This window comes from Duganella sp. AC237 (genome assembly GCF_979254035.1).
In genome coordinates this window covers 5624888-5648125 of record NZ_CEEDEW010000003.1, presented here as the reverse complement: position 1 = coordinate 5648125, position 23238 = coordinate 5624888, and the positions used below count along the sequence as shown (strand labels likewise).

Annotated in this window: 19 protein-coding genes and 1 other RNA gene; 9 read left to right on the top strand and 11 right to left on the bottom strand. The window is 63.9% G+C overall.

All coding sequences use genetic code 11. The features are described from left to right. Positions 1 to 46: 46 nt before the first annotated feature. The 4 genes from araH to dgoD form a co-directional block, all read right to left on the bottom strand. Positions 47 to 1030, bottom strand: coding sequence for an L-arabinose ABC transporter permease AraH (gene araH / locus AC0IYS_RS25055; protein WP_471707707.1), 984 nt, complete (start codon positions 1028 to 1030; stop codon positions 47 to 49). Then, positions 1027 to 2583, bottom strand: coding sequence for an L-arabinose ABC transporter ATP-binding protein AraG (gene araG / locus AC0IYS_RS25050; RefSeq protein ID WP_471707706.1), 1557 nt, complete (start codon positions 2581 to 2583; stop codon positions 1027 to 1029). The genes araH and araG overlap by 4 nt, the downstream gene beginning before the upstream one ends. A 3-nt stretch (positions 2584 to 2586) precedes the next feature. After that, positions 2587 to 3576, bottom strand: coding sequence for an arabinose ABC transporter substrate-binding protein (locus AC0IYS_RS25045; protein WP_471707705.1), 990 nt, complete (start codon positions 3574 to 3576; stop codon positions 2587 to 2589). A 134-nt stretch (positions 3577 to 3710) separates the two neighbouring features. After that, on the bottom strand, positions 3711 to 4859 hold the full coding sequence (dgoD, locus tag AC0IYS_RS25040; protein WP_471707704.1) for a galactonate dehydratase: 1149 nt from the start codon (positions 4857 to 4859) through the stop codon (positions 3711 to 3713). Positions 4860 to 5077: 218 nt separating this feature from the next. On the opposite strand from dgoD, the gene AC0IYS_RS25035 reads away from it, so the two are divergent. From AC0IYS_RS25035 to AC0IYS_RS25000, 8 genes are all read left to right on the top strand, one after another. Then, positions 5078 to 6034 carry an SMP-30/gluconolactonase/LRE family protein gene (locus AC0IYS_RS25035; RefSeq protein ID WP_471707703.1) on the top strand — a complete coding sequence of 319 codons (957 nt, stop codon included), beginning with the start codon at positions 5078 to 5080 and terminating at the stop codon, positions 6032 to 6034. Positions 6035 to 6083: 49 nt separating this feature from the next. Then, positions 6084 to 7046, top strand: a complete 963-nt coding sequence (locus AC0IYS_RS25030; protein WP_471707702.1) for a LysR substrate-binding domain-containing protein — start codon at positions 6084 to 6086, stop codon at positions 7044 to 7046. Positions 7047 to 7235: 189 nt separating this feature from the next. Beyond that, positions 7236 to 9881, top strand: coding sequence for a TonB-dependent receptor (locus tag AC0IYS_RS25025; RefSeq protein WP_471707701.1), 2646 nt, complete (start codon positions 7236 to 7238; stop codon positions 9879 to 9881). 150 nt (positions 9882 to 10031) lie between these two features. Beyond that, positions 10032 to 12920, top strand: coding sequence for a beta-galactosidase GalA (gene galA, locus AC0IYS_RS25020; protein WP_471707700.1), 2889 nt, complete (start codon positions 10032 to 10034; stop codon positions 12918 to 12920). 74 nt (positions 12921 to 12994) lie between these two features. Beyond that, positions 12995 to 13333 (top strand): hypothetical protein, encoded by a 339-nt coding sequence (locus AC0IYS_RS25015; protein WP_471707699.1) that lies wholly within the window; start codon positions 12995 to 12997, stop codon positions 13331 to 13333. Then, positions 13330 to 13641: a cell division protein ZapA gene (locus AC0IYS_RS25010; protein WP_463454516.1), complete on the top strand. Its 312-nt coding sequence runs from the start codon at positions 13330 to 13332 to the stop codon at positions 13639 to 13641. The genes AC0IYS_RS25015 and AC0IYS_RS25010 overlap by 4 nt, the downstream gene beginning before the upstream one ends. Positions 13642 to 13687: 46 nt before the next feature. Next, positions 13688 to 13868, top strand: a non-coding RNA gene (gene ssrS / locus AC0IYS_RS25005) — 6S RNA. A 62-nt stretch (positions 13869 to 13930) separates the two neighbouring features. Next, positions 13931 to 14392: an EVE domain-containing protein gene (locus AC0IYS_RS25000; RefSeq protein WP_471707698.1), complete on the top strand. Its 462-nt coding sequence runs from the start codon at positions 13931 to 13933 to the stop codon at positions 14390 to 14392. Here the strand turns inward: AC0IYS_RS25000 and lgt are convergent. Both lgt and AC0IYS_RS24990 read right to left on the bottom strand, forming a co-directional pair. Beyond that, positions 14373 to 15233, bottom strand: a complete 861-nt coding sequence (gene lgt / locus AC0IYS_RS24995; RefSeq protein WP_471707697.1) for a prolipoprotein diacylglyceryl transferase — start codon at positions 15231 to 15233, stop codon at positions 14373 to 14375. The genes AC0IYS_RS25000 and lgt overlap by 20 nt on opposite strands. Then, a complete protein-coding gene (locus tag AC0IYS_RS24990) occupies positions 15227 to 16135 on the bottom strand; it encodes a LysR family transcriptional regulator (protein WP_471707696.1) in 909 nt (302 codons plus the stop codon). Before AC0IYS_RS24990 ends, lgt begins: the two co-directional genes overlap by 7 nt. Positions 16136 to 16280: 145 nt before the next feature. Here AC0IYS_RS24990 and ilvD point away from each other — a divergent pair, with 145 nt between their 5' ends. Next, entirely contained in the window at positions 16281 to 18143 is a 1863-nt protein-coding gene (gene ilvD, locus AC0IYS_RS24985; protein WP_471707695.1) for a dihydroxy-acid dehydratase, read from the top strand. Positions 18144 to 18167: 24 nt separating this feature from the next. Here the strand turns inward: ilvD and AC0IYS_RS24980 are convergent, their stop codons facing one another. The 5 genes from AC0IYS_RS24980 to AC0IYS_RS24960 all read right to left on the bottom strand — a co-directional run bounded on the left by AC0IYS_RS24980 (position 18168) and on the right by AC0IYS_RS24960 (position 23199). After that, positions 18168 to 19301 carry a sulfotransferase family protein gene (locus tag AC0IYS_RS24980; protein ID WP_471707694.1) on the bottom strand — a complete coding sequence of 378 codons (1134 nt, stop codon included), beginning with the start codon at positions 19299 to 19301 and terminating at the stop codon, positions 18168 to 18170. Then, positions 19276 to 20265 (bottom strand): hypothetical protein, encoded by a 990-nt coding sequence (locus AC0IYS_RS24975; RefSeq protein WP_471707693.1) that lies wholly within the window; start codon positions 20263 to 20265, stop codon positions 19276 to 19278. Before AC0IYS_RS24975 ends, AC0IYS_RS24980 begins: the two co-directional genes overlap by 26 nt. 5 nt (positions 20266 to 20270) lie before the next feature. Next, the gene (cysC, locus tag AC0IYS_RS24970; RefSeq protein WP_471707692.1) at positions 20271 to 20903 is read right to left on the bottom strand and encodes an adenylyl-sulfate kinase; all 633 of its coding nucleotides are present in this window, start codon (positions 20901 to 20903) and stop codon (positions 20271 to 20273) included. A gap of 33 nt (positions 20904 to 20936) precedes the next feature. Then, positions 20937 to 22682, bottom strand: coding sequence for a methyl-accepting chemotaxis protein (locus AC0IYS_RS24965; protein WP_471707691.1), 1746 nt, complete (start codon positions 22680 to 22682; stop codon positions 20937 to 20939). 292 nt (positions 22683 to 22974) lie between these two features. Next, entirely contained in the window at positions 22975 to 23199 is a 225-nt protein-coding gene (locus AC0IYS_RS24960; RefSeq protein ID WP_471707690.1) for a TIGR04438 family Trp-rich protein, read from the bottom strand. Positions 23200 to 23238 lie beyond the last annotated feature (39 nt).

Genomic DNA, 23238 nt, shown 5'->3' with positions numbered 1-23238 from the left:
CGACGATGGCGGATTACGGCGTTCCGCCTGATCCGCCCCACGTGGCTCAATGCCGGTCGCCGCGCGTTTTCAATTGGTCCAGCAGCACCGCGACCAGCAGGATCACGCCGCGCATCAGATACTGATAGAACGCGTCGACATCCATCAGGTTCATGACGTTTTCGACCGTGCCCATGATCAGCACGCCGATCAGCACGCCGAAGATGCGCGCCTTGCCGCCCTGGAGCGAGACGCCACCCAGCACGCACGCCGAGATCACATCCAGCTCGAAACCCTGCGCGGCGTTCGGCTGGCCGCTGGTGATGCGCGAGGCCAGGATCAGGCCCGCCATCGCGGTCACCAGGCCTTGCAGCAGGAAGATCCACACGCGCAGCCGCTCGACGCGCACGCCGGCCAGCCGCGCCGCTTCCGGGTTGCCGCCGATGGCCAGCGTGTTGCGGCCGAAGACCGTCTGGTTCAGCAGAATGCCGAACACCACGAAGCAGCAGGCGCAGATCAGCACCGGCAGCGGCATGCCGAAGATGCGGGTGTCGCCGAAGTCGATGAACGCGTCGTTGTTGATGCCGACCGCCTGGCCCTGCGAGACGATGAAGGCCAGCCCGCGCACCATCAGCATCGTCGCCAGGGTGGCGATCAAGGCGTTCACGCGCAGGTAGGCGATCAAGACCCCATTGAGCGCGCCGATCAGGGCGCCGGCCGCGAGGCCCGCGCCGACGGCCAGCGCCACGCTGCCACTATGTTCCAGCACGATCGCGCCCAGCACGCCGGCGAAGGCGATGGTCGAGCCGACCGACAAATCGAAGTCGCGCGAGGCGAGGCACAGCATCATGGTGCAGGCGACCATGCCGATCTGCGCCACCGACAACATCAGGCCGACGACGTTGGTCACCGAGAAGAAGTTCTCGACGGTGACGGCCAGCACTGCGAACAGCACGACATACGCCAGCGGCATGCTGTATTCGATCAGCCATTGACGCGAGACCAGGGGAGCCGCCGGTTTGGCGGCGGGATTGATGGATGAGACGTTCATGCGATGCTCCGGGTATGAAGGGCAGGCGTTTCAATAGGGGCGGGGGTAGGTACGCCAGCGGTGGCATCGGGCAGCGCCAGGCGCAGCACCTCGGTTTCGCTGGCGTCGGCGCGTGACAGTTCGCCGCAGATGGCGCCTTCGCGCATGACGATCACGCGGTCCGAGATGCCCAGCACCTCCGGCAGTTCGCTCGAGACGACGATCACGCAGCAACCGCGTTCGGCCACCTCGTGGATGATGCGGTAGATGTCGTTCTTGGCGCCGACGTCGATGCCGCGTGTCGGCTCGTCGAGGATCAGCACCTTCAGCCCGGGTTCGGCCAGCCAGCGCGCCAAGATCACCTTCTGCTGGTTGCCACCGGAAAGCAGGCGGATCTCCTGCTGGCGGTTGGGCGTCTTGATGCGCAGCCGCGCAATGAATTCGTCGGCCAGCGCCGCCTCCTTCTTATGCCGCAAGAACAGGCCGGCGCGCAGGTCGATGCGGCGCACGCTGATGTTGATGTTCTCCGCCACCGAGGCCGTGGCCAGGATACCTTGCTCCTTGCGGTCCTCGGGACAGAGCACGATGCCGGCGGCGATGGCGTCGGTCGGCGCGCCGGTCGGCACGGTCGCGCCGTCAAGCAGCACCTGGCCGGCGCTGCGTGGATCCGCGTTGTACAGCAATCGCATCAACTCGCTGCGGCCAGCGCCCACCAGGCCGAAAAAGCCCAGCACCTCGCCGCCGCGCACGGAAAAGCTTTGCGGGCCTTTCATATGGCGGCCGTTCAGGCCCTGTATCTTCAGCCGTTCCTCGCCGAGCGCGCGCGGACGGTAGTCGTAGATGTCGCTCAGTTCACGGCCGACCATGTCGCTGATCAGGCGGTCGCGCGGCACTTCGGCCATGACGTGGTGCGTGACGATCTTGCGGCCGTCGCGGAAGATGGTGCAGGCGTCGCACAGCGCGTACAGTTCCTCCAGCCGGTGCGAGATGTAGATCAGGGTGCGGCCGTCGGCGCGCAGTTCGCGCACGAGGCGGAACAGGATTTCGGTCTCGCGGTGCGACAGGCTGCTGGTCGGTTCGTCGAAGGCGATGACTTGCGCATCTTGCATGATGGCCTTGCAGATCTCGACCATCTGGCGCTGCGCGATCGACAGGTCGGCCAACTTGGCGTCCGGCGCCAGGTCGACGCCGATGGCGGCCAGCTTCTCCGACACCATGCGGTAGGCCTTGGACTTGTCCAGCAGCCCAAAGCGGGTGGGCATGCGGCCCAGCAGCACGTTCTCCGCCACCGTCAGTTCGGGCACGTATTGCAGCTCCTGGTGGATCACGGCGATGCCGGCGCCGATGGCGTCCTTGGCGCTGGTGAAGCGGCACTCGGCGCCGTTGACCATCAGGCGGCCGCCGTCGGGCTTATATTGGCCACCCAGTATCTTGAGCAGGGTCGACTTGCCCGCACCGTTCTCGCCCAGCAGGCCATGCACCTGGCCGGCGTGCGCTTCGAAGCTCACGCCGTTCAGGGCTTTCACGCCGGGGAAGAATTTGCAGACCTCGTCGAATTGGAGGTAAGCCGCCATGGCTTACATGCCCATTTGCTTGCGGACGTCGGCCTGGTTGGCGCGCGTCATCAGCATCCCCTTGGTCAGCACTTCGGCCGGCGGGGTGCCTTTCCCGGTGATCCAGTTGTACATGTTGACCGAGGTTTCGTAGCCGTGCTGTTTGGCGCTGATCATCACCGAGCCGTAGAAGCCGGTCGGCGCGGGTTTGTTCAGCTCATTCTCGGCGGCCTTGGCGCCGCCGATGCCGACGCCCACCATGGAGTCGGCCTTGATGCCGCGTCCTTCGGCGGCGCGCACGGCGCCCAGCACCGCTTCATCGTTCAGACCCACGGCGACCCAGTGTTTGAAGCGCGCGTTCTTGGTCAGCGCGATATTGGCGGCGTTGAAGGCGCTTTCGGTGTCGGTCTTCGCCTGCGGCGCATCGACGATATTCGCGACCGGGAAGCCGGCGGCCTTGAGTGCGTCGATGGCGCCGCTGGTGCGTTCCTTGGCCGTCGGCAGCTGGTCGTAGGCGACGCGGATCACGCCCACTTCGGCGACGTTCCATTTGCGGTTCTTGACTTCGGCGGCGATGCCTTCGCCGACCTGCTTGCCGATGGCGTAGCCGGAGATGCCCATGTACGGAATCGATTCGATCGGTTTGCCGGTGCCGTCGACCAGGCGGTCGTCGACCGCGATCACTTTGAGGTTGTTGCGCTTGGCCGAACGTTCGATGGCCTTGCCCAGCTTGACGTCCGGCGCGCAGATGACGAAGCCCTGGGCTTTTTGCGCGGCCAGGTTGTCGATCGCGGCGATCATTTTTTCGCCGTTGGGGATGCCGATCTTGACCAGGGTGAAGCCTTTGTCCTTGGCCGCCTGCTCGGCGTAGCGCCATTCGTCCTGGAACCACGGCTCCTCGGCCTGTTTGACGAGGAAGCCGATCTTGACCGGATCGGCGGCGTGGGCGACGCTGGTGAATTGGGTCGCGGCGATCAGGCACAGCGATGCTGCGGCGAGCAAGCTACGTTTCATGGTAAGTCTCCGTTGATTTTGTTTTAAAGCGTTTTACGATGCCGCATATGTTTGCGCATTCGTTTTGTCTTGCGTTTATTTTTCTTCAGGCAGAAAAAAGCCGGCGTCGAAGCGCCGGCTCGTTCACTACCGCATCACCATTCGGCGACGCTGCCATCCGCATGGCGCCATACAGGGTTGCGCCAGTCGGGTGCGTTTTTGCTCGCGGCGATCACGCGTTCCTCGTCCACTTCCACGCCCAAACCTGGTTTAGGCAGCGGCTTGCAGTAGCCGTCGGTGATCGTGAAGTCTTCCTTGTTGATCACGTAGTCGAGCAGCTCGCCGCCCTTGTTGTAGTGGATGCCCATGCTTTGCTCTTGCAGCACGGCGTTGTACGACACGAAGTCGACCGCCAGGCACGAGGCCAGCGCGACCGGACCCAGAGGGCAGTGCGGCGCCAGCGTGATGTCGTAGGCTTCGGCCATCGAGGCGATCTTCAGGCACTCGGTGATGCCGCCGGCGTGCGACAGGTCCGGCTGCACGATAGCCAGGCCGCCGGCCGCGAACACGTTCTTGAATTCGAAGCGTGAGTACATGCGCTCGCCGGCCGCCAGCGGAATCGCCGTCATTTCGGCCAGGCGGGCGTAGTACTCGGCCTGCTCGGCCAGCACCGGCTCTTCGACGAACAATGGACGGAACTGCTCCAGTTCGCGCAAGAGAGTTTTGGCCATCGGCGCGGCCACGCGGCCGTGGAAGTCCAGGCCGAATTCGATGGTGTTGCCGAACGCTTCGCGGATTTCCGCCACGCGCTGCACGGCCTTGTCGACGGCCGCCGAGGTGTCGAGCATGCCCAGTTCTTCGGTACCATTCATCTTGAAGGTGTCGAAGCCGCCGGCTTTCAATTTGGTGATCTGTTCGATGATGTCGGACGGACGATCGCCGCCCACCCAGCTGTACATCTTCATGCGGTCGCGCACCAGGCCGCCCAGCAGTTCGTACACAGGCTTGCCCATCACTTTGCCCTTGATGTCCCACAGCGCCTGGTCGATGCCGGCGATCGCGCTCATCAGGATGGCGCCACCACGGTAGAAGCCGGCGCGGTACATGGTTTGCCACAGGTCGTTGATGCGGGCCGGGTCGGCGCCGATCAGATACGGTTCCATTTCCTGGACGGCGGTCTCCACGGTGCGCGCGCGGCCTTCGATGACCGGTTCGCCCCAGCCGACCACGCCTTCATCGGTCTCGATTTTCAGCAGCATCCAGCGCGGTGGAACACGGTAGGTCGTCAGTTTGGTGATTTTCATAGGAGAAGGAGAATAAGTTCAGGGAACAGCCTTCAGTCTAAGCGTCCCGCCTAGACAGGAAATATGATTAATTCAACACAAGCCATATCATTATCGAATAGCAGAAATAAGCCAGGCAGCTATCTGATATCAGCATAGCTGATAGTGGTAAATTCATATCAATTGTAAACCTTGTCCCTTTAGACTGGCGGAATTCTATCCTCCGGAGCACGGCCAGCATGATTGATTCCAGTACGCATGTCGCGTCGACCCCCGGCATCATGCTGCTGCGCGTCGGCCAGGCCGGCAGCGCCCTGCGCTGGGACCCCGCCGGCCGCTGCTGGCGCTGGCCCGATCCGCAAGGCGGCCAGTTGTACGCCTGGCCGGCCCCGGCCGGGATGCCCAGCGGCCTGCGCCTGCAGGAAAACGCCTGCGTGATGGCGTGCTGCACCTCCGGCCGCGTGCTGCTGGGGCAGGGCAAGCGCCTCGGCATGGTCGATCTGCCACTGCCGGGCCAGGCCAGCCGTCCGCTGCAAAGCCAGGTCCTGCTCACCGTCGACGCGGCCGAGCCGCGCACCAGCATCAGCGACGGCTGCACCGACCGGGGTGGCAATTTCGTCTTCGGCACCGCCAACACGGCAAGCGACCAGCGTGCCATCGGCAGTTTTTACCAGTATTCGCAACAGCACGGCCTGCGCCGGCTGGCGTTGCCGGTCGTGGTCAAGGCCGGCGGCATCGCCTTCAGCACCGACGGCCGCCGGATGTACTTCGCCGACACGGCCCAAGGCGCCATCATGCAATGCGAGTATGATTCCGAACGTGCCAAGGTATCGAACGTGAAAACGTTTGCACCGGTGCTGGCGCCGGGCGCGGGCGCGGCCGTGGTCGACAGCGGCGACCGCTTGTGGAGCGTTCAGGGCGGCGCCCTGGTCGAATATGCGCCGCACGGCGACGCGCTGCGCCGCATCGGCATGGCGCGCGAGGCGGCCGCCGGTGTGGCCTTCGGCGGCGAGGGCCTGCGCCAGTTGCTGGTGCTGGGCGCGAACGGCGGCCTGTACGGTCTGCCGCCCGATCTGGCGCCCGATTTGCCGGCGGACCTGGCGCGCCGGCCGCCCAGGGGCGTGCCGGACGTGCCGTTCGACGACGGCGGCGCCGCCCGCTTCGCCGTTCTGCCAGTACCCGTCATCGGTGATTGACGCTGCACCAGCCCGCCATATATGATGGGCGCTCAAAATAATCACCCTTATGACCGATTCCCGCTCAGACCGCTTTGTTCGTTCCCACCTGAAAACCCGCCATCTGGTCTTGCTGGTAGAACTGGGCCGTCATGGCTCCATCGCCCACGCGGCGCAAGCCGCCAACCTGACTCAACCAGGTGCGTCCAAATTACTGGGCGAGCTTGAACACGCGCTCGGCGTTCAGCTGTTCGAACGGCTCTCGCGCGGCGTCTCGCCGACCTGGTACGGGAAAGTACTGATCCGGCGCGCCGGCGCGGCGCTGGCCGAGATGGACGCGGCCCACCAGGAGGTGATGGAACTGCTGTCCGGCCTGCGCGGACGCGTGGGCATCGGCACCGTACTGGCGCCGGCCACCAGCCTGGTGCCGAAGGCGATCAACCTGCTCAAGTCGCGCCACGCGCGCGTGCATGTCGCGGTCAAGATGTCGACCAGCAAAGTGCTGGTGGAGCGCCTGCGCAGTGGCGAGCTCGATCTGGTGGTCGGCCGCATCCTCGACACGGCCGCCGCCGACGAACTCAATTTCGAACCGCTGACCGACGAGCCGCATCTGCTGATCGCGCGCAGCGGCCATCCGCTCGCCAGCCGCACCGACCTGCAACTGGAAGAGCTGATGCATCAGTGCTGGGTGTTGCCGCCGGCCGGCAGCATCCTGCGCGACCGCCTGACCGCGTTGTTTTTATCGCACGGCCTGGAGCAACCCGGCGAGACGGTGGAGACGCAAGACCTGCCCGTGGTCGCCAGTCTTTTGATGAGCAGCGACATGGTGGTAGCGCTTCCGGCGGACGCCGTGCAAGCGTATCTGCAAGCCGGATTGATGACGGTGCTGCCGTTCGATCTGGGCGTGAGCATGGATTCGTTCGGCATCGTGACGCGCAAACGGCACCAACTCTCGCCTGGCGCGGATGCAATGTTGTTGGCTTTGCGCGACGCCGCCGCCAGCATGTACCCGCATTATCATCCTCCGGCTTAATCTTCTTTCTATTCCTGTTGTCATAGCTGAGCTATTGCTCTTTTCGTCATTGTGTATGTCTGATATACGAACTTGATATGGACAGAATGCAATTAGCTATTGGCATCTGAACTAGTGTTTCGCTTAGCATCCAGTCTATCCGTCCGCTCTGTATCAGAGACGGAACTCATACAAACACTGGAGATGCACATGAAACACAAGAAAATGAGCTTGCTCATCGCCGCGCTTTTCACGACCCCGTTGATGGCGCAGCAGGCGTTGGCGCAAGACGCCGTTGCCACCCCTGCACCGGCAGCCGCAGCACCGGCCGCACCGGCCGCCGGCGAGATCCAGCAAGTGAACGTGACCGGCATCCGCGCCTCCGTGCGCAACGCGCTGGCGGCCAAGGAAGCCAGCAACAGCATGGTGGAAGTCGTATCGTCGGAAGACATCGGCAAGCTGCCGGACACCACCATCGCCGAATCGCTGGCGCGCCTGCCAGGCCTGTCGTCCGGCCTCGACCGCGGCAACGCATCGCAGATCGTCGCGCGCGGCATGGGCCCACGCTTCATCGGCGCCACGTTGAACGGTCGCGAACTGGCATCGTCGGAGCCTAACCGCGCCGTGCGTTTCGAGCAGTTCCCGTCGGAGTCCGTGACCGGCGCCACCGTCTACAAAACGCAGAACGCCGAAATCGCCGAAGGCGGCATCGCCACCACCATCGATCTGCAAACCGTCTCGCCGCTGAAGTACGCAGGCCGCCAGCTGTCGTTCAAAACCGATGCGCTGTACTACGCGCTGGCCAAGGACATCGCCGGCGCCGACAAGGTCGCGCCACGCATCGGCGGCATCTACGTCGACCAATTCCTGAACAAGACCCTGGGCGCGGCCATCGCCTTCAGCTACCAGGACCAGCCGTCGGTGCAGAAGAACGTGCGCCACTGGGGCTTCAACGAGAACAATTCGGCCGACATCAACGGCGACGGCAAAATCGACAAAACCCCATGGGGCTTCCAGGACGACGTGCGCCGTGGCAGCAACAAGCGCAGCAGCGTGCTGGGCAAGGTCGAATGGAAACCGAACAACGACGTCCTGATCACCGCCGACACCTACTACGCCAAGACCGCCATCGACGAAGCCCAGATGCAGCACTGGACCGGCGACATGGGCAACTGGGACGGCGGCAATTCGGGTAACTTCAGCAACCTCGATATCCGCAACGGCTACGTTGCCGGCGGCACCTTGAACTGGTCGCGCGTGATCAACAACGACGCCCACTGGATCCAGGACAGCAGCGTGTCGGCCAGCGGCTTGAACGCCAAGGTCAACCTCGGCGACTGGAAAGTCGAAACCGACCTGTCGACCTCCCACGCGCTGCGCAGCAGCCAGTGGCGCGACCTGCGTCAGAATTCGCTGGGCAGCATTCCCGTGTCGATCAACTGGTCGTTCACCGGCGATGAGCGCCAGAGCTACAACTTCGGCGGCATCGACACCGGCAACCCGGCCAACTTCGACGCGCCGACCTTGTACGTCGACACCGACGGCCATATCAAGGATCTGCTGAACGCGGCGTCGGTCACCGCCGCACGTTCGATCGAAAACAGCATCATCAACCGCATCAAGGTCGGCGTGCGCGCCACCGATCGCGAGAAGAGCTATCGCCAGACCACGTGGCAGCTGTCGCAGACCTCGGCGATTCCCGCTTCGGCCTACGAGACCGTCACCGTCGCCGGCTTCCCGTCGTATGTCGTGCTGAAGGACTTCGGCGCCAGCACCGCCGCGGCCTTCGGTCCCAACGCCTTCAATCCGGACGGCCGTCCGCAGACCCAGAACGATCTGCTGTCGGGCTGGAAGGTCAAGGAGCGCAGCACCTCGGCCTTTATCCAGGGCGACCTCGATGGCGAAGCCTTCGGCAAGACCTATCGCGGCAACGTCGGCGTGCGCGTGGTGCACACCAAGCAGACCGGCTACGGCATGCAGTCGGTCAACGGCGCGGCGCCTACCGACGTCGAAGGCGGCACCTCGTACACCGAGATCCTGCCTAGCCTGAACACCATCTTCAACCTGGACGAGAAGCAGGAACACCAGATCCGTTTCAGCCTGGCCCGCGCCATGTCGCGCGCGCCGATGGATGAAATGCGCGCCTCGCGCAACCTGAACGTGGTTGCCGATTCGACCCAGCCGACCACCGGCAGCGCAGGTAACCCCGAGCTGAAGCCGATGATGGCAAACCAGGTCGATCTGGCTTACCAGTGGTACTTCTCGAAAGGTTCGCTGCTGTCGGCCGGCGCGTTCTACAAGAAGGTCCAGCGCTACATCGCCCTGACCAGCGACACGACCATCATCAACGGCCGTCCTGCGACCGTGACGCGTTCGATCAACGGCGACGGCGGCGATATTCGCGGCATCGAGCTGGTGTATCAGCAAGCGTTCACCGGCCTGCCGGCGCCATTCGACGGCCTGGGCGTCGCCAGCAACTACGCTTACACGACCAGTAACATCCGCGAAGCCACGCCATCGGTCAATCCGTTCCCGATCGAAGGCCTGATGAAGCACAACGGCGGCGTGACCCTGTGGTACGAAAAAGCCGGTTACGAAGCGCGTCTGTCGGCCAACTACAAGAGCGCCTTCGTGCGCAATCCGACCTGGAATGCGGGTCAGTTGATCGAAAACGAAGCCGAGACCTATCTGACCTTGAACCTGGCCAAGCAACTGACGCCTAACATCCAGCTGCGCTTCGGTATCGACAACCTGACCAACCAGAAGGCCGTCTACACCAGCGCGAACATCCCGGTGCAGCAGGAAGTGACCGAGTTCGGTCGCCGCTTCAACCTGGGCCTGTCGTTCAAGCTGTAATGTCGTAGTTTGCTGTAACTTTTTTATCGTGGTTTTACGGAGCGGTGCGTGAGAGCGCTGCTCCGTTTTTTTTAACCCGCACGGCCAGGCGGGGTCGTACCCATCGGGTACGACCCCAGGTTTGCGGGTTTCGCCTACCGGGAGTCCAATTTGAATTCCAACATCTTCAATTGGCGGCGCTTTGGCGCCGCCGTTATGCTGCTCGCGGCCTGCGTTTCCGCCGATGCGGCCACCACCTCCAACACTTCCGCCAAGCCCGACGTCAAAGCGGGGCGCGAGCGCCTGTCGCTCGATCGCGGCTGGCTGTTCCATCTGGGCGACGTCGTCCAGCCGCCCATCGTCGGCCACGAGGAATCGTATAGCAACGCCAAGGCCGGCAACGCGCCCGGCGCGGCCGGCACCGAATTCGACGACTCCGACTGGCGCCGCCTCGACCTGCCGCACGATTGGGCCGTCGAAGGTCCGTTCGACCAGAAGGCCAATATCTCGCAAGGATATCGCCCGCGCGGCATCGGCTGGTATCGCCGCTACCTGAAGGTCGACCCGGCCGATCGCGGCCGTCATTTCGAGCTGCAGTTCGACGCCATCGCCACCCACGCCACGGTTTGGGTCAACGGCAATGTGGTCAACCGCAACTGGTCCGGCTACAACGCGTCCAACATCGACATCACGCCGTATCTGAACTACGGCGACTCGCTCAACACCATCTCGATCCGCGCCGACGCCGAGGCGATGGAAGGCTGGTGGTACGAGGGCGCCGGCATGTACCGCCACGCGTGGCTGGTCAAGCGCGCGCCGGTGCACGTGGCGACCGACGGCGTGTACGCCGTGCCGCGCGCGGGCAAACGCATTGGCAATCGTCAGCTCTGGACTTTGCCGGTGGAAGTCACCGTCAACAACAGCGGCAAGAAGGTCTCCGATGTCACCGTCGAAGTCACGCTGTTCGACCCGGCCGGCAAACAGGTCGGCCGCCAGACCGCCAAAGCCTCCATCGGTGTCTTGAAGGACGCCGTCGTCAAGCTGCCGTTCTCCATCAACGATCCGGCCCTGTGGTCGATCGAGAAAACCAATCTGTATCGCGTCACCACGCGGGTGATCCAGGACGGCACGGCGCAGGATGAAGTGTCGCTGCACACCGGCTTCCGCACCATCCGCTTCGACGCCCAGCAAGGCTTCTTCCTGAACGGCCAGCACCTCAAACTGCAGGGCGTGTGCATCCACCAGGACCACGCCGGCGTCGGCGTGGCGATTCCGGATTCGGTGTGGGAATACCGCCTGCGCCGTCTGAAGGAGCTGGGCGTGAACGCGATCCGCTTCTCGCACAACGCGCCGGCGGCCGAAGTGCTGGACATGGTCGACCGCATGGGCTTTGTCGTCATGGACGAAAACCGCAACTTCAATCCGTCGCCGGACTACATGAAGCAGCTGGAGTGGATGGTCAAGCGCGACCGCCACCATCCGGGCATCGTCCTGTGGTCGGTGTTTAACGAGGAGCCGGTGCAGGGCTCGGAAGTGGGCTACGAGATGGTGCGCCGCATGGCGGCCGTGGTCAAATCGCTGGACGACACGCGTCCCGTGACGGCGGCGATGAACGGCGGCTTCTTCAGCGACCTGAATGTGTCGCACGCGGTCGACGTGGTCGGCGCCAACTACCAGGTACCTGATTACGACCGCTATCACAAGGCCTTCCCGAACAAGCCGTTCACCAGCTCCGAGGACACGTCGGCCTTCATGACGCGCGGCGAGTTCAAGACCATCAAGGAAAAGGGCATCATCGCCAGCTACGACGACCTGGCCGACGCGGCCCAGTGGGGCAACACCCACCGCGACGCCTGGGAGGCGATCGCCACCCGTCCTTACGTCGCCGGCGGCTTTGTCTGGACCGGCTTCGATTATCGCGGCGAACCGACGCCGAACGACTGGCCGGCCGTCAGCTCGGTATTCGGCATCATGGATTTGAACGGCTTCCCGAAGAACGCCTACTACATCCACCAGGTCCAGTGGATCAAGGACCGTCCGCTGATCCACATCGCGCCGCACTGGAACTGGAGCGGCAGCGAGGGCAAGGACATCCGCGTGATGGTGATGGCCAATGTCGAAAAGGTGCAGCTGCTGTTGAACGGCAAAGCGCTTGGCGAGCAGCAGGTCGATCCGTTCCGCATGAACTTCTTCAACGTCGCCTACGCGCCGGGCAAGCTGGAGGCGGTCGGTTATCGCGGCGGCAAGGAAGTCGCGCGCACGTCGGTGGAAACCACCGGCGCTGCCGTCGCGCTGGAGCTGGTGCCGGACCGCGCGCAGCTGGCCGGCGATGGCCGCGACGCCATGCCGATCACCGTGCGCGCACTTGACGCGCAAGGCCGCGCGGTGCCGCTGGCCGATGCCAACGTCACCTTCGCGGTGACGGGCGGCGGCCGTTCGATCGGTCACGGCAACGGCGATCCGACCTCGCACGAGGATGAGAAGGGCGCCACGCGCCGCCTGTTCAACGGCCTGGCGCAATTGATCGTGCAGACCAACTGGGACAGCAAGGAGGCCGTCAACGTGGTCGCCACGGCGCCCGGCCTGAGCGCGGCGAAGATCTCGATTCCGGTCAAGGCGGTGGTGCCAGAGCCGTTCGTCACCAGCGCCGACGCGCCGACCACCTTCGTGCGCAGCTGGCGCGTGGCGCCGGTCAGCGACCAGCGTCCGGACCCGAACCAGAAACTGGCCGGCTTCGATATGAACACCTGGGGCTGGGGTTCGCCGCCGCTGTGGGCCGACGCGGGCGCCAGGTACCACCTGTACCGCTCCAGCTTCACGCCGCGCAAGAACCTCGCCAACGGCAACGGCTTGATCCGCTTCGGCGGCATCCGCGGCAAGGCCGAGGTGTGGATCGACGGCGCGCTGGTCGGGAAGAAGGACACTTATGCACCCGCGCCGCTGGACTTGCTATTGCCGGCGGGCACTGGCAAACGTGAGATCAATGTGATCGTCGAAGCCGAGCCCGGTCAGGGCAGCGGCATCGAAGGCCACGTGACAATCGAGCCGCAGGTAAAGTAATGAGGCTGGTAAAGTAATAAGATTGTGTCTTGCATTCTTAGCTATTAATTAAATCGTGGGACGGCAGCACCAAAATGGGGCTGCCGTCGCCTGATTCGGTTGACGGCGCCCCGCGCGCTGCCTATAGTGGCGGGATGATTTCCGAATTCGAAGAACTATCCGACAAGATCGACCAGTTGGCCGAGATGACCAACGCCTTGCGCCGCGAGAATGCTCAGTTGCGCCAAGCCAATGCCGCACTCGTGGTTGAGAACATGGGCTATCAGCGCCGCCTCAGCGAAGCGTCCGGCAGGATCGTGGCGTTGCTGGAAAAAGTGCCCGCGCTGGAGGACGAGTCGACGTCCGAGTCCGACCAGGACGATGTTGAGCAACCCGCAGCCGACCATCTGCCTGAAAAAGAGGATGTACGATGATTCAGCTGGATGTGTCCATCATGGGACAACCATACCGTCTGGTGTGCAAGCCCGAGGAAGAGCGCGCGCTGCGCGAAGCGGCCGCTTTGCTGGACAAGAAGATGACCAGCATCCGCGACGGTGGCAAGATCAAGGGCAACGACCGCATCGCCGTGATGGCCGCGCTGGGCATGGCGGCGGAATTCCTGTCGGTGAAATCGCCGCAGGGGCCGTTGTCCGACATGTCGATCCTGGAAGTGCAAACCAAGATCAGCGCCATGCACAAAGTGCTCGATAGCGCACTGACTCCACAAGAAACCCTGTTTTAATTCGCTAAACTCCTTCCTTTGCGGCGGACAAAAGAGTAAACTTCTTCGTACCCTGCGGTGTTCGCGATTGCCATATATTCCTTGAACCATTTATGTGCACCGGTTGCGGAATTTTGTTCGATGGGCGTGAGCGTCGCTAGACCGATGAACCCGAAATTGAACTAACTGTGACCACCTTGAACCGTTTGGTTCGGGATGCCGGCAAAGACGGCACAGGCGGGGCCTAATCCTAGAAAGCGGTTGTTAGCATGTGAATGCGCAGCCGCTTTTTTTCGTCTGGAGAAAAGCGATGCAATACTGGTTGATGAAGTCCGAGCCCGATGAAGTCAGCATCGACGACGTGATGGCGTCGAAGGATCACACCACGCCGTGGTTCGGCGTGCGCAACTACCAGGCGCGCAATTTCATGCGCGACCAGATGCAGGACGGCGACGGCGTGCTGTTTTATCATTCGAGCTGCCCGGAGCCTGGCATCGCCGGCCTGGCGGTGGTGGTGGGGGGGCCGTATCCCGACGCCACGCAGTTCGACAAGAAGAGCAAGTACTACGACGCCAAGGCGACGCCGGAGCAGCCGCGCTGGATTTCGGTCGATGTGAAGGGGACGGAGAAAACCCGTCTGCTGTCGCTGGCCGAGATGCGGACCATCACGGCGCTGGAGGATATGGTGGTGCTGCAGAAGGGCAGCCGCCTGTCCATCACGCCCGTCACCGCGGCGCAATGGAAGGCGATCGTCAAGCTTTTGAAGAAATGATCGGCGCGCGGCCTTTCTGTTTGACCTTGTAGGCCCACACCAGCATGGCGATGGCGCCGACGATCATCGGCAGCGACAGCACCTGGCCGGAGGTGATCGGCATGCCCAGGACGGTGGTCTCCCAGTCGGGCGTGCGGAAGTACTCGGTGAAGAAGCGCGCGCACCCGTACAGCAAGGTGTAGAAGGCGCCCACCGCCAGGCGCGGACGCTCCTTGCGCGCATACAGCCACAGGATCACGAACACCAGCAGGCCGTCGATCAGCATCTGGTAGATCGGCGACGGGTGGCGCGGCCCTTGCAGGAACACCGGATTGGGGAACAGCGGATACGAAATGTCCGGCCACATCATCGCCCATGGCAGCGACGGATCGGACACCACGCGGCCCGGCAGCTCGGAGTTGATGAAGTTACCCAGGCGCCCGGCCGCATAACCCAGCGGCACCAGCGGCGCGATGAAGTCGTAGACGTCGAGCAGGTTGCGGCCCGCGCGGCGCGCCCACACCGCCATCGCGATCAGCACGCCGAGGAAGCCGCCGTGGAACGACATCCCGCCATGCCAGATCTTGAAGATCTCGATCGGGTTGGAGAAGTATTTGACCGGCTCGTAAAACAGCACCTCGCCCAGGCGGCCGCCGATGACGACGCCGAGCATCCCGTAGAACAGCATGTCGTCCAGGTCCTCCTTGCGCCAGCCCTGCGCGGCGATGTGCGGCTGCTTGATGCGCACCCGGCCCAGGGTGATGAACAGGGCGAAGGCCAGCACGTACATCAGGCCATACCAGTGGATCGCGACCGGTCCCAGATGAATGGCGACCGGGTCGGGCATCGGATGTATCAGCATAAGGCGTTCTTTCCTAAGTTCTTATTCAGTAGTTCCAAAAAGCCGCGCAGCACCGGCGACGCATTGTCGCGGCGCCAGGCCAGGCCTGTTTCGACCAGCGGGCCGGTGTCGGCCAAGGCCCGGTATTCTACCCCGGGCCGCATCAGGTTGGAGACCGACTGCGGCACCAGCGCCATGCCCATGCCGGCCGAGACCAGGCTGACGATGGTCTGCATCTGGATCGCCTGCTGGCCGATCTCCGGCGTGATGCCGGCGTCGCGGAACACCGAGAGGATGGCGTCGTACAGCGCCGGCGAGATCGCGCGCGGGAACACGATCAGCGGCAACCGTGGCAGGGCGGCCAGCGCCACCTTGCCCTTTTTCGCCAGCAGGCCGGCCGGCACGGCCAGCACCAGCGGCTCGTTCAGCACCGGCAGGTAGTCCAGTTCCAGTTTGGCCTTGTCGGGCAGCGGGGGGATCAGCAGGCCGGCGTCGATGCGGTTGTGCAGCAGGTCGTCGAGCTGCAGGTCGGAGGTCGCTTCCTGCAGCGTGATCTGCACTTGCGGATAGGCGGCGCGGTAGGCGCGCAGGAAGGGCGGCAGCACGCTGTAGTCGGCCGAGGAGACGAAGGCCAGGGTCAGGCGCCCAATCTCGCCGGCGGCGGCTCGCTGTACCAGCTGCGGCAGTTCCTGCGCCTGCGCCAGCATCCGCCTGGCCTCCGGCAGCAGTGCGATACCGGCCGGCGTCAGCGCCACGCCACGGCGGCTACGCTCGAACAGCGCCGCGCCCAATAGCTGCTCCAGCGCCTGGATGGTCTGCGACAGCGGCGGCTGCGTCATGTGCAGGCGCAGTGCGGCCTTGCCGAAGTGGAGTTCCTCGGCCACGGTGACGAAATAGCGCAGCTGCCTCAGTTCCAGATTCATATGTGTTTGTATTGAAATTCAATCTGGTGATATTTTATACGACTCACAGAGTCGAAAATCATATATTTGACACCGGTACAGGGGCAAGGCAATCTGTCAGGCTACGCTCAAAGCCTTAGAGCCGCCTTATCATTGGAGAAACATCATGCCTGTATATCGTTCCCGCACCACCACCCACGGCCGCAACATGGCCGGCGCGCGCGCCCTGTGGCGCGCCACCGGCATGAAGGATGGCGATTTCGACAAGCCGATCGTCGCCGTGGTCAACTCCTTCACGCAGTTCGTGCCCGGCCACGTGCACCTGAAGGACCTGGGACAGCTGGTGGCGCGCGAGATCGAAAAGGCCGGCGGCGTCGCCAAGGAATTCAACACCATCGCCGTCGACGACGGCATCGCCATGGGCCACGGCGGCATGCTGTATTCGCTGCCGTCGCGCGACCTGATCGCCGACTCGGTCGAGTACATGGTCAACGCCCACTGCGCCGACGCGATGGTCTGCATCTCCAACTGCGACAAGATCACGCCGGGCATGCTGATGGCGGCCATGCGCATCAATATTCCGGTGGTGTTCATCTCGGGCGGCCCGATGGAGGCCGGCAAGGTGGTCAAGGTCGTCAATGGCACGCAGAAGATCATCAAGCTCGATCTGGTCGACGCCATGATCAAGGCCGGCGATCAAACCGTCAGCGATGCCGACGTCGCAGAGATCGAGCGTTCGGCCTGTCCGACCTGCGGTTCGTGCTCGGGCATGTTCACCGCGAACTCGATGAACTGCCTGACCGAAGCGCTGGGCCTGGCCCTGCCGGGCAACGGCACGATCCTCGCCACGCACTCGGACCGCGAGCAGCTGTTCCTGCGCGCCGGCCGCCTGGTGGTGGAACTTGCCAAGCGCCACTACGAGCAGGACGACTACTCGGTGCTGCCGCGCTCCATCGCCACCAAGGCCGCGTTTGAAAACGCCATGGCGCTCGACGTTTCGATGGGCGGCTCCACCAACACCGTGCTGCACCTGCTGGCTGCCGCGCACGAGGCGGGCGTCGACTTCAACATGGCCGACATCGACCGCATCTCGCGCAAGGTCCCATGCCTGTGCAAGGTCGCGCCGATGACGGACAAGTACCACATCGAAGACGTGCACCGCGCCGGCGGCATCATCGGCATCCTGGGCGAACTGGCGCGCGGCGGCCTGCTCGACACGTCGCTGCCGACCATCCACGCGCCGACCATGGCCGAGGCGATCGAACGCAACGACGTCAAACGCAGCGACGATCCGGCGGTGCACCAGCTGTTCCGCGCCGCGCCTGGCGGCGTGCCGACGCAGACGGCGTTTTCGCAGTCGGAACGTTTCGCGACGCTGGACCTGGACCGCAGCACCGGCTGCATCCGCGACAAGGCGCACGCCTATTCGCAGGATGGCGGCCTGGCTGTGTTGTACGGTAACCTGGCGGAGAAGGGCTGCATCGTCAAGACGGCCGGCGTCGACGAGAGCATTTTAAAATTCAGCGGCAAGGCGCGCGTGTTCGAGAGCCAGGATGCGGCGGTCGAGGCGATCCTGGGCGATACGGTGCACGAGGGCGATGTCGTCGTCATCCGCTACGAAGGACCTAAAGGCGGTCCTGGCATGCAGGAGATGCTGTATCCGACCTCGTACATCAAGTCCAAGGGCTTGGGCAAGGCGTGCGCGCTGTTTACCGATGGCCGCTTCTCGGGCGGTTCGTCGGGACTGGTGATCGGCCACGCGTCGCCGGAGGCGGCCGAGGGTGGCGCCATCGGTTTGGTGGAAGAGGGCGACTTGATCGACATCGACATCCCTAACCGCAGCATCAACCTGCGCATCAGCGACGCCGATTTGGCCGCGCGCCGCCAGGTGATGGAAGCGAAGGGCGGCGACGCCTGGCAGCCGGTCAACCGCGAGCGTTATGTGTCGCAGGCGTTGCAGGCGTATGCGGCCTTGACCACCTCCGCCGACCGTGGCGCCGTGCGCGATTTGTCGCAGTTGAAGCGATAAGCTATCTTTTGAAGGTGACTGACTTCAATCAGTCACCTCGAACGCCGCCGGGTCCAACTCGTCCAGCGTGACGATGGTATTGCGTCCCGGTTGCGCCGCCTGCTGCGTCAACCTGGCCCCCAGCTGCGCCAGGTAGTCGGCGCGGCAGCGGCGCAGCACATAATCCCTGAAATTATCCAGTTCCAGATCGCGCCACGCGCGCTCGCGGCCCTCGTCCGAGCGCACGCGCGCCTGCGCGCGCGATTCCGGCGTGATCTCGGCATCCCCCGCCGTCAAGCGCGTGTAGCCATAGCGGTCCATGAACTCGCCCGTCACCGTTTCGATGACATCGATCTCCGGAGTCGTCAGCTGCTGCTTGAACTTGTCGATATTGGCGGCGATCGGCGGATAGCAGTTCGACGACCATAGCGCCGACAATTGCGAGAGCTGCTTTGCCTCCTGCGAGCCCGCCACGTCCAGCATCTGCGGCAAAAAGTCGATGCCGAGGAAAACGCACACCTTTCGCAGCGTGACCTCCTGCTGCGACAGGAAATCCTCATAGCGTATCGTCAGCACCCGGTCCGGCCAGCACAGTCGCACATGGTCGGCGGCGCGGTGCGCGGCCAGCCAGGTCTGCGCGTTGAGCAGGCTGTCGAAATCGTGGATGATGGCCCGGTTCATCGACGCCACCTGCGCGCGCGGATCGCGCACCACGTTGACGAACAACATATCCGGATACAGCTCCATCTGCTGGTCGGCGTAGTGCACGCTGTCGAGCGACTTGTCCATCACCACGCTGGCGTGCTGGCGCTCGCCGGCGCGCAGCAGCAGTTCCCACACCACGCGGTGGATGTTGCGCGGCTGGTTGCGGATGGTTTCGAAGATCTCGACCGGATCGAACACCGCGCCCGGCCACTTGACCATGCTCACCGCCTGCAGCCCGACCACGTCGGTGACCATGCGGAAGTAGCTGCGGTCGTCGCGCAGGTCGCCGTACAGCGGCACCAGCGGCATCAGATCGACGATGTGCAGCGGGTAGGGCGAATAGAATTGCGGCGACATGTTCAGGCGCAGGCGCAGCGCGTGGCTGCCGCAGCGGCGCAGCGGTATCATCATCACGGGGCGCGGGCGGGCGCCCTGGGCAGCCGGGAGGTCAGGAGTTTTGGGGGCGGTAGTCATTCCATGTTCCTTTCAATTCGAAGTACTCGCAAAAGCGTTTCATGAAGCTGGCCAGTTCCTGGCGCGGCAAATGGTTGATGCCGGCGGCGGCGACCCTGCCGCCGCCGCCGTCGAATTGCCGGCATAGTCCACAGGCGCTGCGCAGCGACGGGGCGCCGGAGCGCACGCTGACCAGATACGAACCGTCGGCCCGTTCATTGAGCACGGCGAAGGATGCGCCGTCGCGCCGTGCCGCCAGCCGGTTGGCCAGCACGCCGCTGATTCGGCGCGACCATGGCGTCGCCGGCAGCAGGTAGATGGCGCCGCCCGGCTGCTCCAGGTAGGGTTGCAGCTGGTGCAGCCGGGCGCAGTCTTCGCGGTAGCCTTCGCGCAGGTCGCGGTAGACGGTGCTGGCGGCGATGAAGTCGAACGGATTTTCGTAGCCGCTCAATTCGCGGTACAGCGCCTCGGGAGCGATGTGCAGGTCTTCCGTGGATTCGCCGTAGGCGTTGTAGTTGATGGTCTGGCCCAGCTGCGCCAGGTCGGCGATGGCGTCATCGCGCAGGCCCATCTCCTTCGCCATCGTCTGTCCGACTTGTTCCAGGTTGTCGCCGAAGGCCGCCGTCACGGCCCACAGGCGATGGCGGCCACCGATCTGGCGGTCGACCAGGATGCTGGTGCAGACGTCGGCCGAGCCGTCGCAATGCAGGCGCAGACCGGGATGCTCGAAGGCGCAATCGGCCGAGTGGTGGTCGTAGTAGTCGATCCGCGCGCCGCCGTCCAGCAGGCGTCGCAGCTCGCCAGCGTTGGCGTCGAGCGAGATGTCGAGCACCACCACCTCGGCCGCGCCTTGCGGCACGCGCCGCAGCAGTTCGATATCGCGCTTGACGCCGGTGATCAGCGTGGCCTCGGCCGGCGCGTGCAGGCGTAGCTGGTGCAGCGCGCAGATGCCATCGGCGTCGCCGTTGAAGACGTCGTATTTCATAGGGATCAGAGGAAGCGGTACGACAGGTGCTCGAGCAGCTGTTCGCAGGACTGCTCCAGCGACAGTTCGCCGGTGTCGAGCGACATCGCCGGATCGAGCGGCACCTCGTACGGCGCCGAGACGCCGGTGAACTCCGGTATCAGGCCGGCGCGCGCCTTGGCGTACAGGCCCTTGGGGTCGCGCTCCTCGCACACGGCGCACGGCGTGCTGACGTAGGTCTCGACAAAATTGCCGCCGCCGATGATGTCGCGGGCGATTTCGCGGTCGCTGCGCAGGGGCGAGATGAAGGCGCAGATCACGATCAGGCCGGCGTCGTTCATCAGCCGCGCCACTTCCGCGCTGCGGCGGATGTTCTCGCGGCGATCGGCAGGGGAGAAGCCCAGGTCGCGGTTCAGGTGATGGCGCAGGTTGTCGCCATCGAGGACGTAGGCCATGTGGCCGGCGGCCATCAGCCTTTTCTCCAGCGCGCAGGCCAGGGTGGATTTGCCGGCGCCGCTCAAGCCGGTGAGCCACACGGTGGCCGCCTGCTGGCCCGCCTGGTGCGTGCGCGCCTGCGCCGTCACCTGGCTCGCGTGCCAGAAAAGATGGGGTACGTTGCCGGCCGCGCCGGTGGGTGCGAGTTTATCCAGTTTGCCCATGATCGTTTCTCCGTTGGCGAGTGACGCGGCGACTTAAAATTGTTCCCAGCTATCCGATGCCAGCGCCGGCGCCTTGGCTTTGGCCTCGGCCTTGGCCTCGACCTTGGCCTCGACCTTGGCCTCGACCTTGGCCTTGACCGGCGGGCGCGCTGGCGCATGTGCCAGCCGCTGCACCGGCGCGGCCTTGGCCAGCGCCTTCATGGGCTGGCGCAGCGCGCCCGCCTGCGCCTCGACGCGGAAGATGCCGACCACCTGATTGAGGCTGTTGACCTGGTCCTGCATCGCCTGCGCGGCGGCGGCGGCCTCCTCGACCAGCGCGGCGTTCTGCTGCGTCACGTCGTCCATCTGGGTGACGGCGGTGTTGATTTGCTCGATGCCGTTCGACTGCTCCTGGCTGGCCGACATGATCTCGGACATGATGTCGGTCACGCGCTTGACGCTGGCGACCACCTCGTGCATCGTCGTTCCGGCCTGTTCGACCAGGCGGTTGCCCGCTTCGACCTTGTCGACCGAATCGCCGATCAAGTCCTTGATCTCCTTGGCCGCCGCCGCCGAGCGCTGCGCCAGGTTGCGCACCTCGGTGGCCACGACGGCGAAGCCGCGTCCCTGTTCGCCCGCGCGCGCCGCCTCGACGGCCGCGTTGAGCGCCAGGATGTTGGTCTGGAAGGCGATGCCGTCGATGACGCCGATGATGTCGACGATCTTGCGCGCCGAGATATTGATGGCGGCCATGGTGTCGACCACCTGCGCCACCACGGCGCCGCCCTTGACGGCGACGCTGGAAGCCGATTCGGCCAAGCCGTTGGCCTGGCGCGCGTGGTCCGTGTTCAGGCGCACGGTGCTGGTCAATTCCTCCATCGACGAGGCGGTTTCCTCCAGGGTGCTGGCCTGCTGCTCGGTGCGCGAGGACAGGTCGAGGTTGCCGGAGGCGATCTGGCTCGCGGCGGTGGAAATGGTCTCGGTGCTGGCGTGCACCTGGGTGACGATCTGCGCCAGGCTGTCGCGCATGGAGCGCATCGCGAACAGCAGGCTGTGGTTGTCGCCCGGCCTGGTGTCGATCTGCACGGCCAGGTTGCCGGCGGCGATCTGGCCGGCGATCTCGGCGGCGTGCTCCGGCTCGCAGCCCAGTTCGCGCACCACGCCGCGCGTGATCAGCACGGCGGCGACCAGGCTGGTCAGCAGGGCCAGCGAGCCGATGATCAGCATCACCGTGCGCGCGCGGTCATAAGCCGCGGCGGCCGCCTCGGTGGCCTCCAGGTTCTGTTTCTCCTCGACGGCGATCAGCTTGCGTAGCATTTCCCACCAAGCCTTTTGCACCGGGCGGAATTCGTAGCGCAGCAATTTGTACGCCTCGTCCTGTTTTTGCTCCAGCGCCAACGCGGCGGCGCGCTGGATGAACGGAGCGGCCACCACGGCCTGCTTCTTGATCTGGTCCAGCAGTTGCTTTTCCTCGGCCGAGGTTTCTTCCAGCTTGCCGAACATGTCGGACATTTTGTCCTGGGCAGCGGCGTATTTTTTCTCCTGCTCGGCAATGCGTTTGATCTCGATCTGGATTTCTTTATCTTCTTTTAACAAAATCAGATTGCGCATCGCCAGCGCGCGCTCGGTGACGGTCAAATCCATGGTTTGGGCCAGGCGGGTTTCGACGCCGTTGACGTTGATAATCTCGTCCATGCGGCTCTGGATCTGGCGCATGCTGACCAATCCGAGCGCTATTACTACAATGAGAAACACCGAAACGAGGCCAAATCCCATGCCCAGCCGTTTCGCAATAGTCATGTTACGCGCTTTCATACTTCCTCCTGAGATCCGTCATGATCCGCATATGCAAATGAGAATTCCGCATATCGGACGATTCATCTTAGTGAGTGCTCTGCTTTAAAAAGTCTCCAATAGTCACTTTTGGTCGAGACGCAACAATGCGCGCCGGTATTGACGTAGGGTAAGAGAAGGCTTAGTTATGACGCGCCGACGGGCAAGCGGGCGAGTTCGGCACTAGCGGCGCGGGCGGGCGACTTGCATGCTGCAACAAAAGAAGAAGGTGGCGGGCTTTGCGGCCACTGTTGCGGTCTTACGACTTGTTGTCGAAGTTATCTTTAACGCGGGCCTTGCGGCGGCGTTCGTCTTCGTTATGCGCTTTTCGTTTGTCCAGGCCAAACAGGGGTTCCAGGAATTCGAACCAGACGAAGGCGAATACGCTTAACGCCACGATCCACCACCAGGAGAGCTGGGCGAACTTCCACACTTCAAAATAGCGCAGCGCGGATAGCGCCACGACCAGCAGAATGATAGGCATGTTGGTTTTCCTCCTGCCCTCATCTTACAAAGATTCTAG

Excerpts from the sequence above, each read along its gene's own strand:
- araH (WP_471707707.1), bottom strand. The coding sequence starts at position 1,030 with ATGAACGTCTCATCCATCAATCCCGCCGCCAAACCGGCGGCTCCCCTG.
- AC0IYS_RS24980 (WP_471707694.1), bottom strand. The coding sequence starts at position 19,301 with ATGACTACCGCCCCCAAAACTCCTGACCTCCCGGCTGCCCAGGGCGCC.
- AC0IYS_RS24990 (WP_471707696.1), bottom strand. The coding sequence starts at position 16,135 with ATGAATCTGGAACTGAGGCAGCTGCGCTATTTCGTCACCGTGGCCGAG.
- AC0IYS_RS25025 (WP_471707701.1), top strand. The coding sequence starts at position 7,236 with ATGAAACACAAGAAAATGAGCTTGCTCATCGCCGCGCTTTTCACGACC.
- AC0IYS_RS25000 (WP_471707698.1), top strand. The coding sequence starts at position 13,931 with ATGCAATACTGGTTGATGAAGTCCGAGCCCGATGAAGTCAGCATCGAC.
- AC0IYS_RS24965 (WP_471707691.1), bottom strand. The coding sequence starts at position 22,682 with ATGACTATTGCGAAACGGCTGGGCATGGGATTTGGCCTCGTTTCGGTG.
- araG (WP_471707706.1), bottom strand. The coding sequence starts at position 2,583 with ATGGCGGCTTACCTCCAATTCGACGAGGTCTGCAAATTCTTCCCCGGC.
- AC0IYS_RS25030 (WP_471707702.1), top strand. The coding sequence starts at position 6,084 with ATGACCGATTCCCGCTCAGACCGCTTTGTTCGTTCCCACCTGAAAACC.
- AC0IYS_RS25035 (WP_471707703.1), top strand. The coding sequence starts at position 5,078 with ATGATTGATTCCAGTACGCATGTCGCGTCGACCCCCGGCATCATGCTG.
- lgt (WP_471707697.1), bottom strand. The coding sequence starts at position 15,233 with ATGCTGATACATCCGATGCCCGACCCGGTCGCCATTCATCTGGGACCG.
- AC0IYS_RS25015 (WP_471707699.1), top strand. The coding sequence starts at position 12,995 with ATGGGGCTGCCGTCGCCTGATTCGGTTGACGGCGCCCCGCGCGCTGCC.
- AC0IYS_RS25010 (WP_463454516.1), top strand. The coding sequence starts at position 13,330 with ATGATTCAGCTGGATGTGTCCATCATGGGACAACCATACCGTCTGGTG.
- AC0IYS_RS24960 (WP_471707690.1), bottom strand. The coding sequence starts at position 23,199 with ATGCCTATCATTCTGCTGGTCGTGGCGCTATCCGCGCTGCGCTATTTT.
- cysC (WP_471707692.1), bottom strand. The coding sequence starts at position 20,903 with ATGGGCAAACTGGATAAACTCGCACCCACCGGCGCGGCCGGCAACGTA.
- ilvD (WP_471707695.1), top strand. The coding sequence starts at position 16,281 with ATGCCTGTATATCGTTCCCGCACCACCACCCACGGCCGCAACATGGCC.
- AC0IYS_RS25045 (WP_471707705.1), bottom strand. The coding sequence starts at position 3,576 with ATGAAACGTAGCTTGCTCGCCGCAGCATCGCTGTGCCTGATCGCCGCG.
- dgoD (WP_471707704.1), bottom strand. The coding sequence starts at position 4,859 with ATGAAAATCACCAAACTGACGACCTACCGTGTTCCACCGCGCTGGATG.
- AC0IYS_RS24975 (WP_471707693.1), bottom strand. The coding sequence starts at position 20,265 with ATGAAATACGACGTCTTCAACGGCGACGCCGATGGCATCTGCGCGCTG.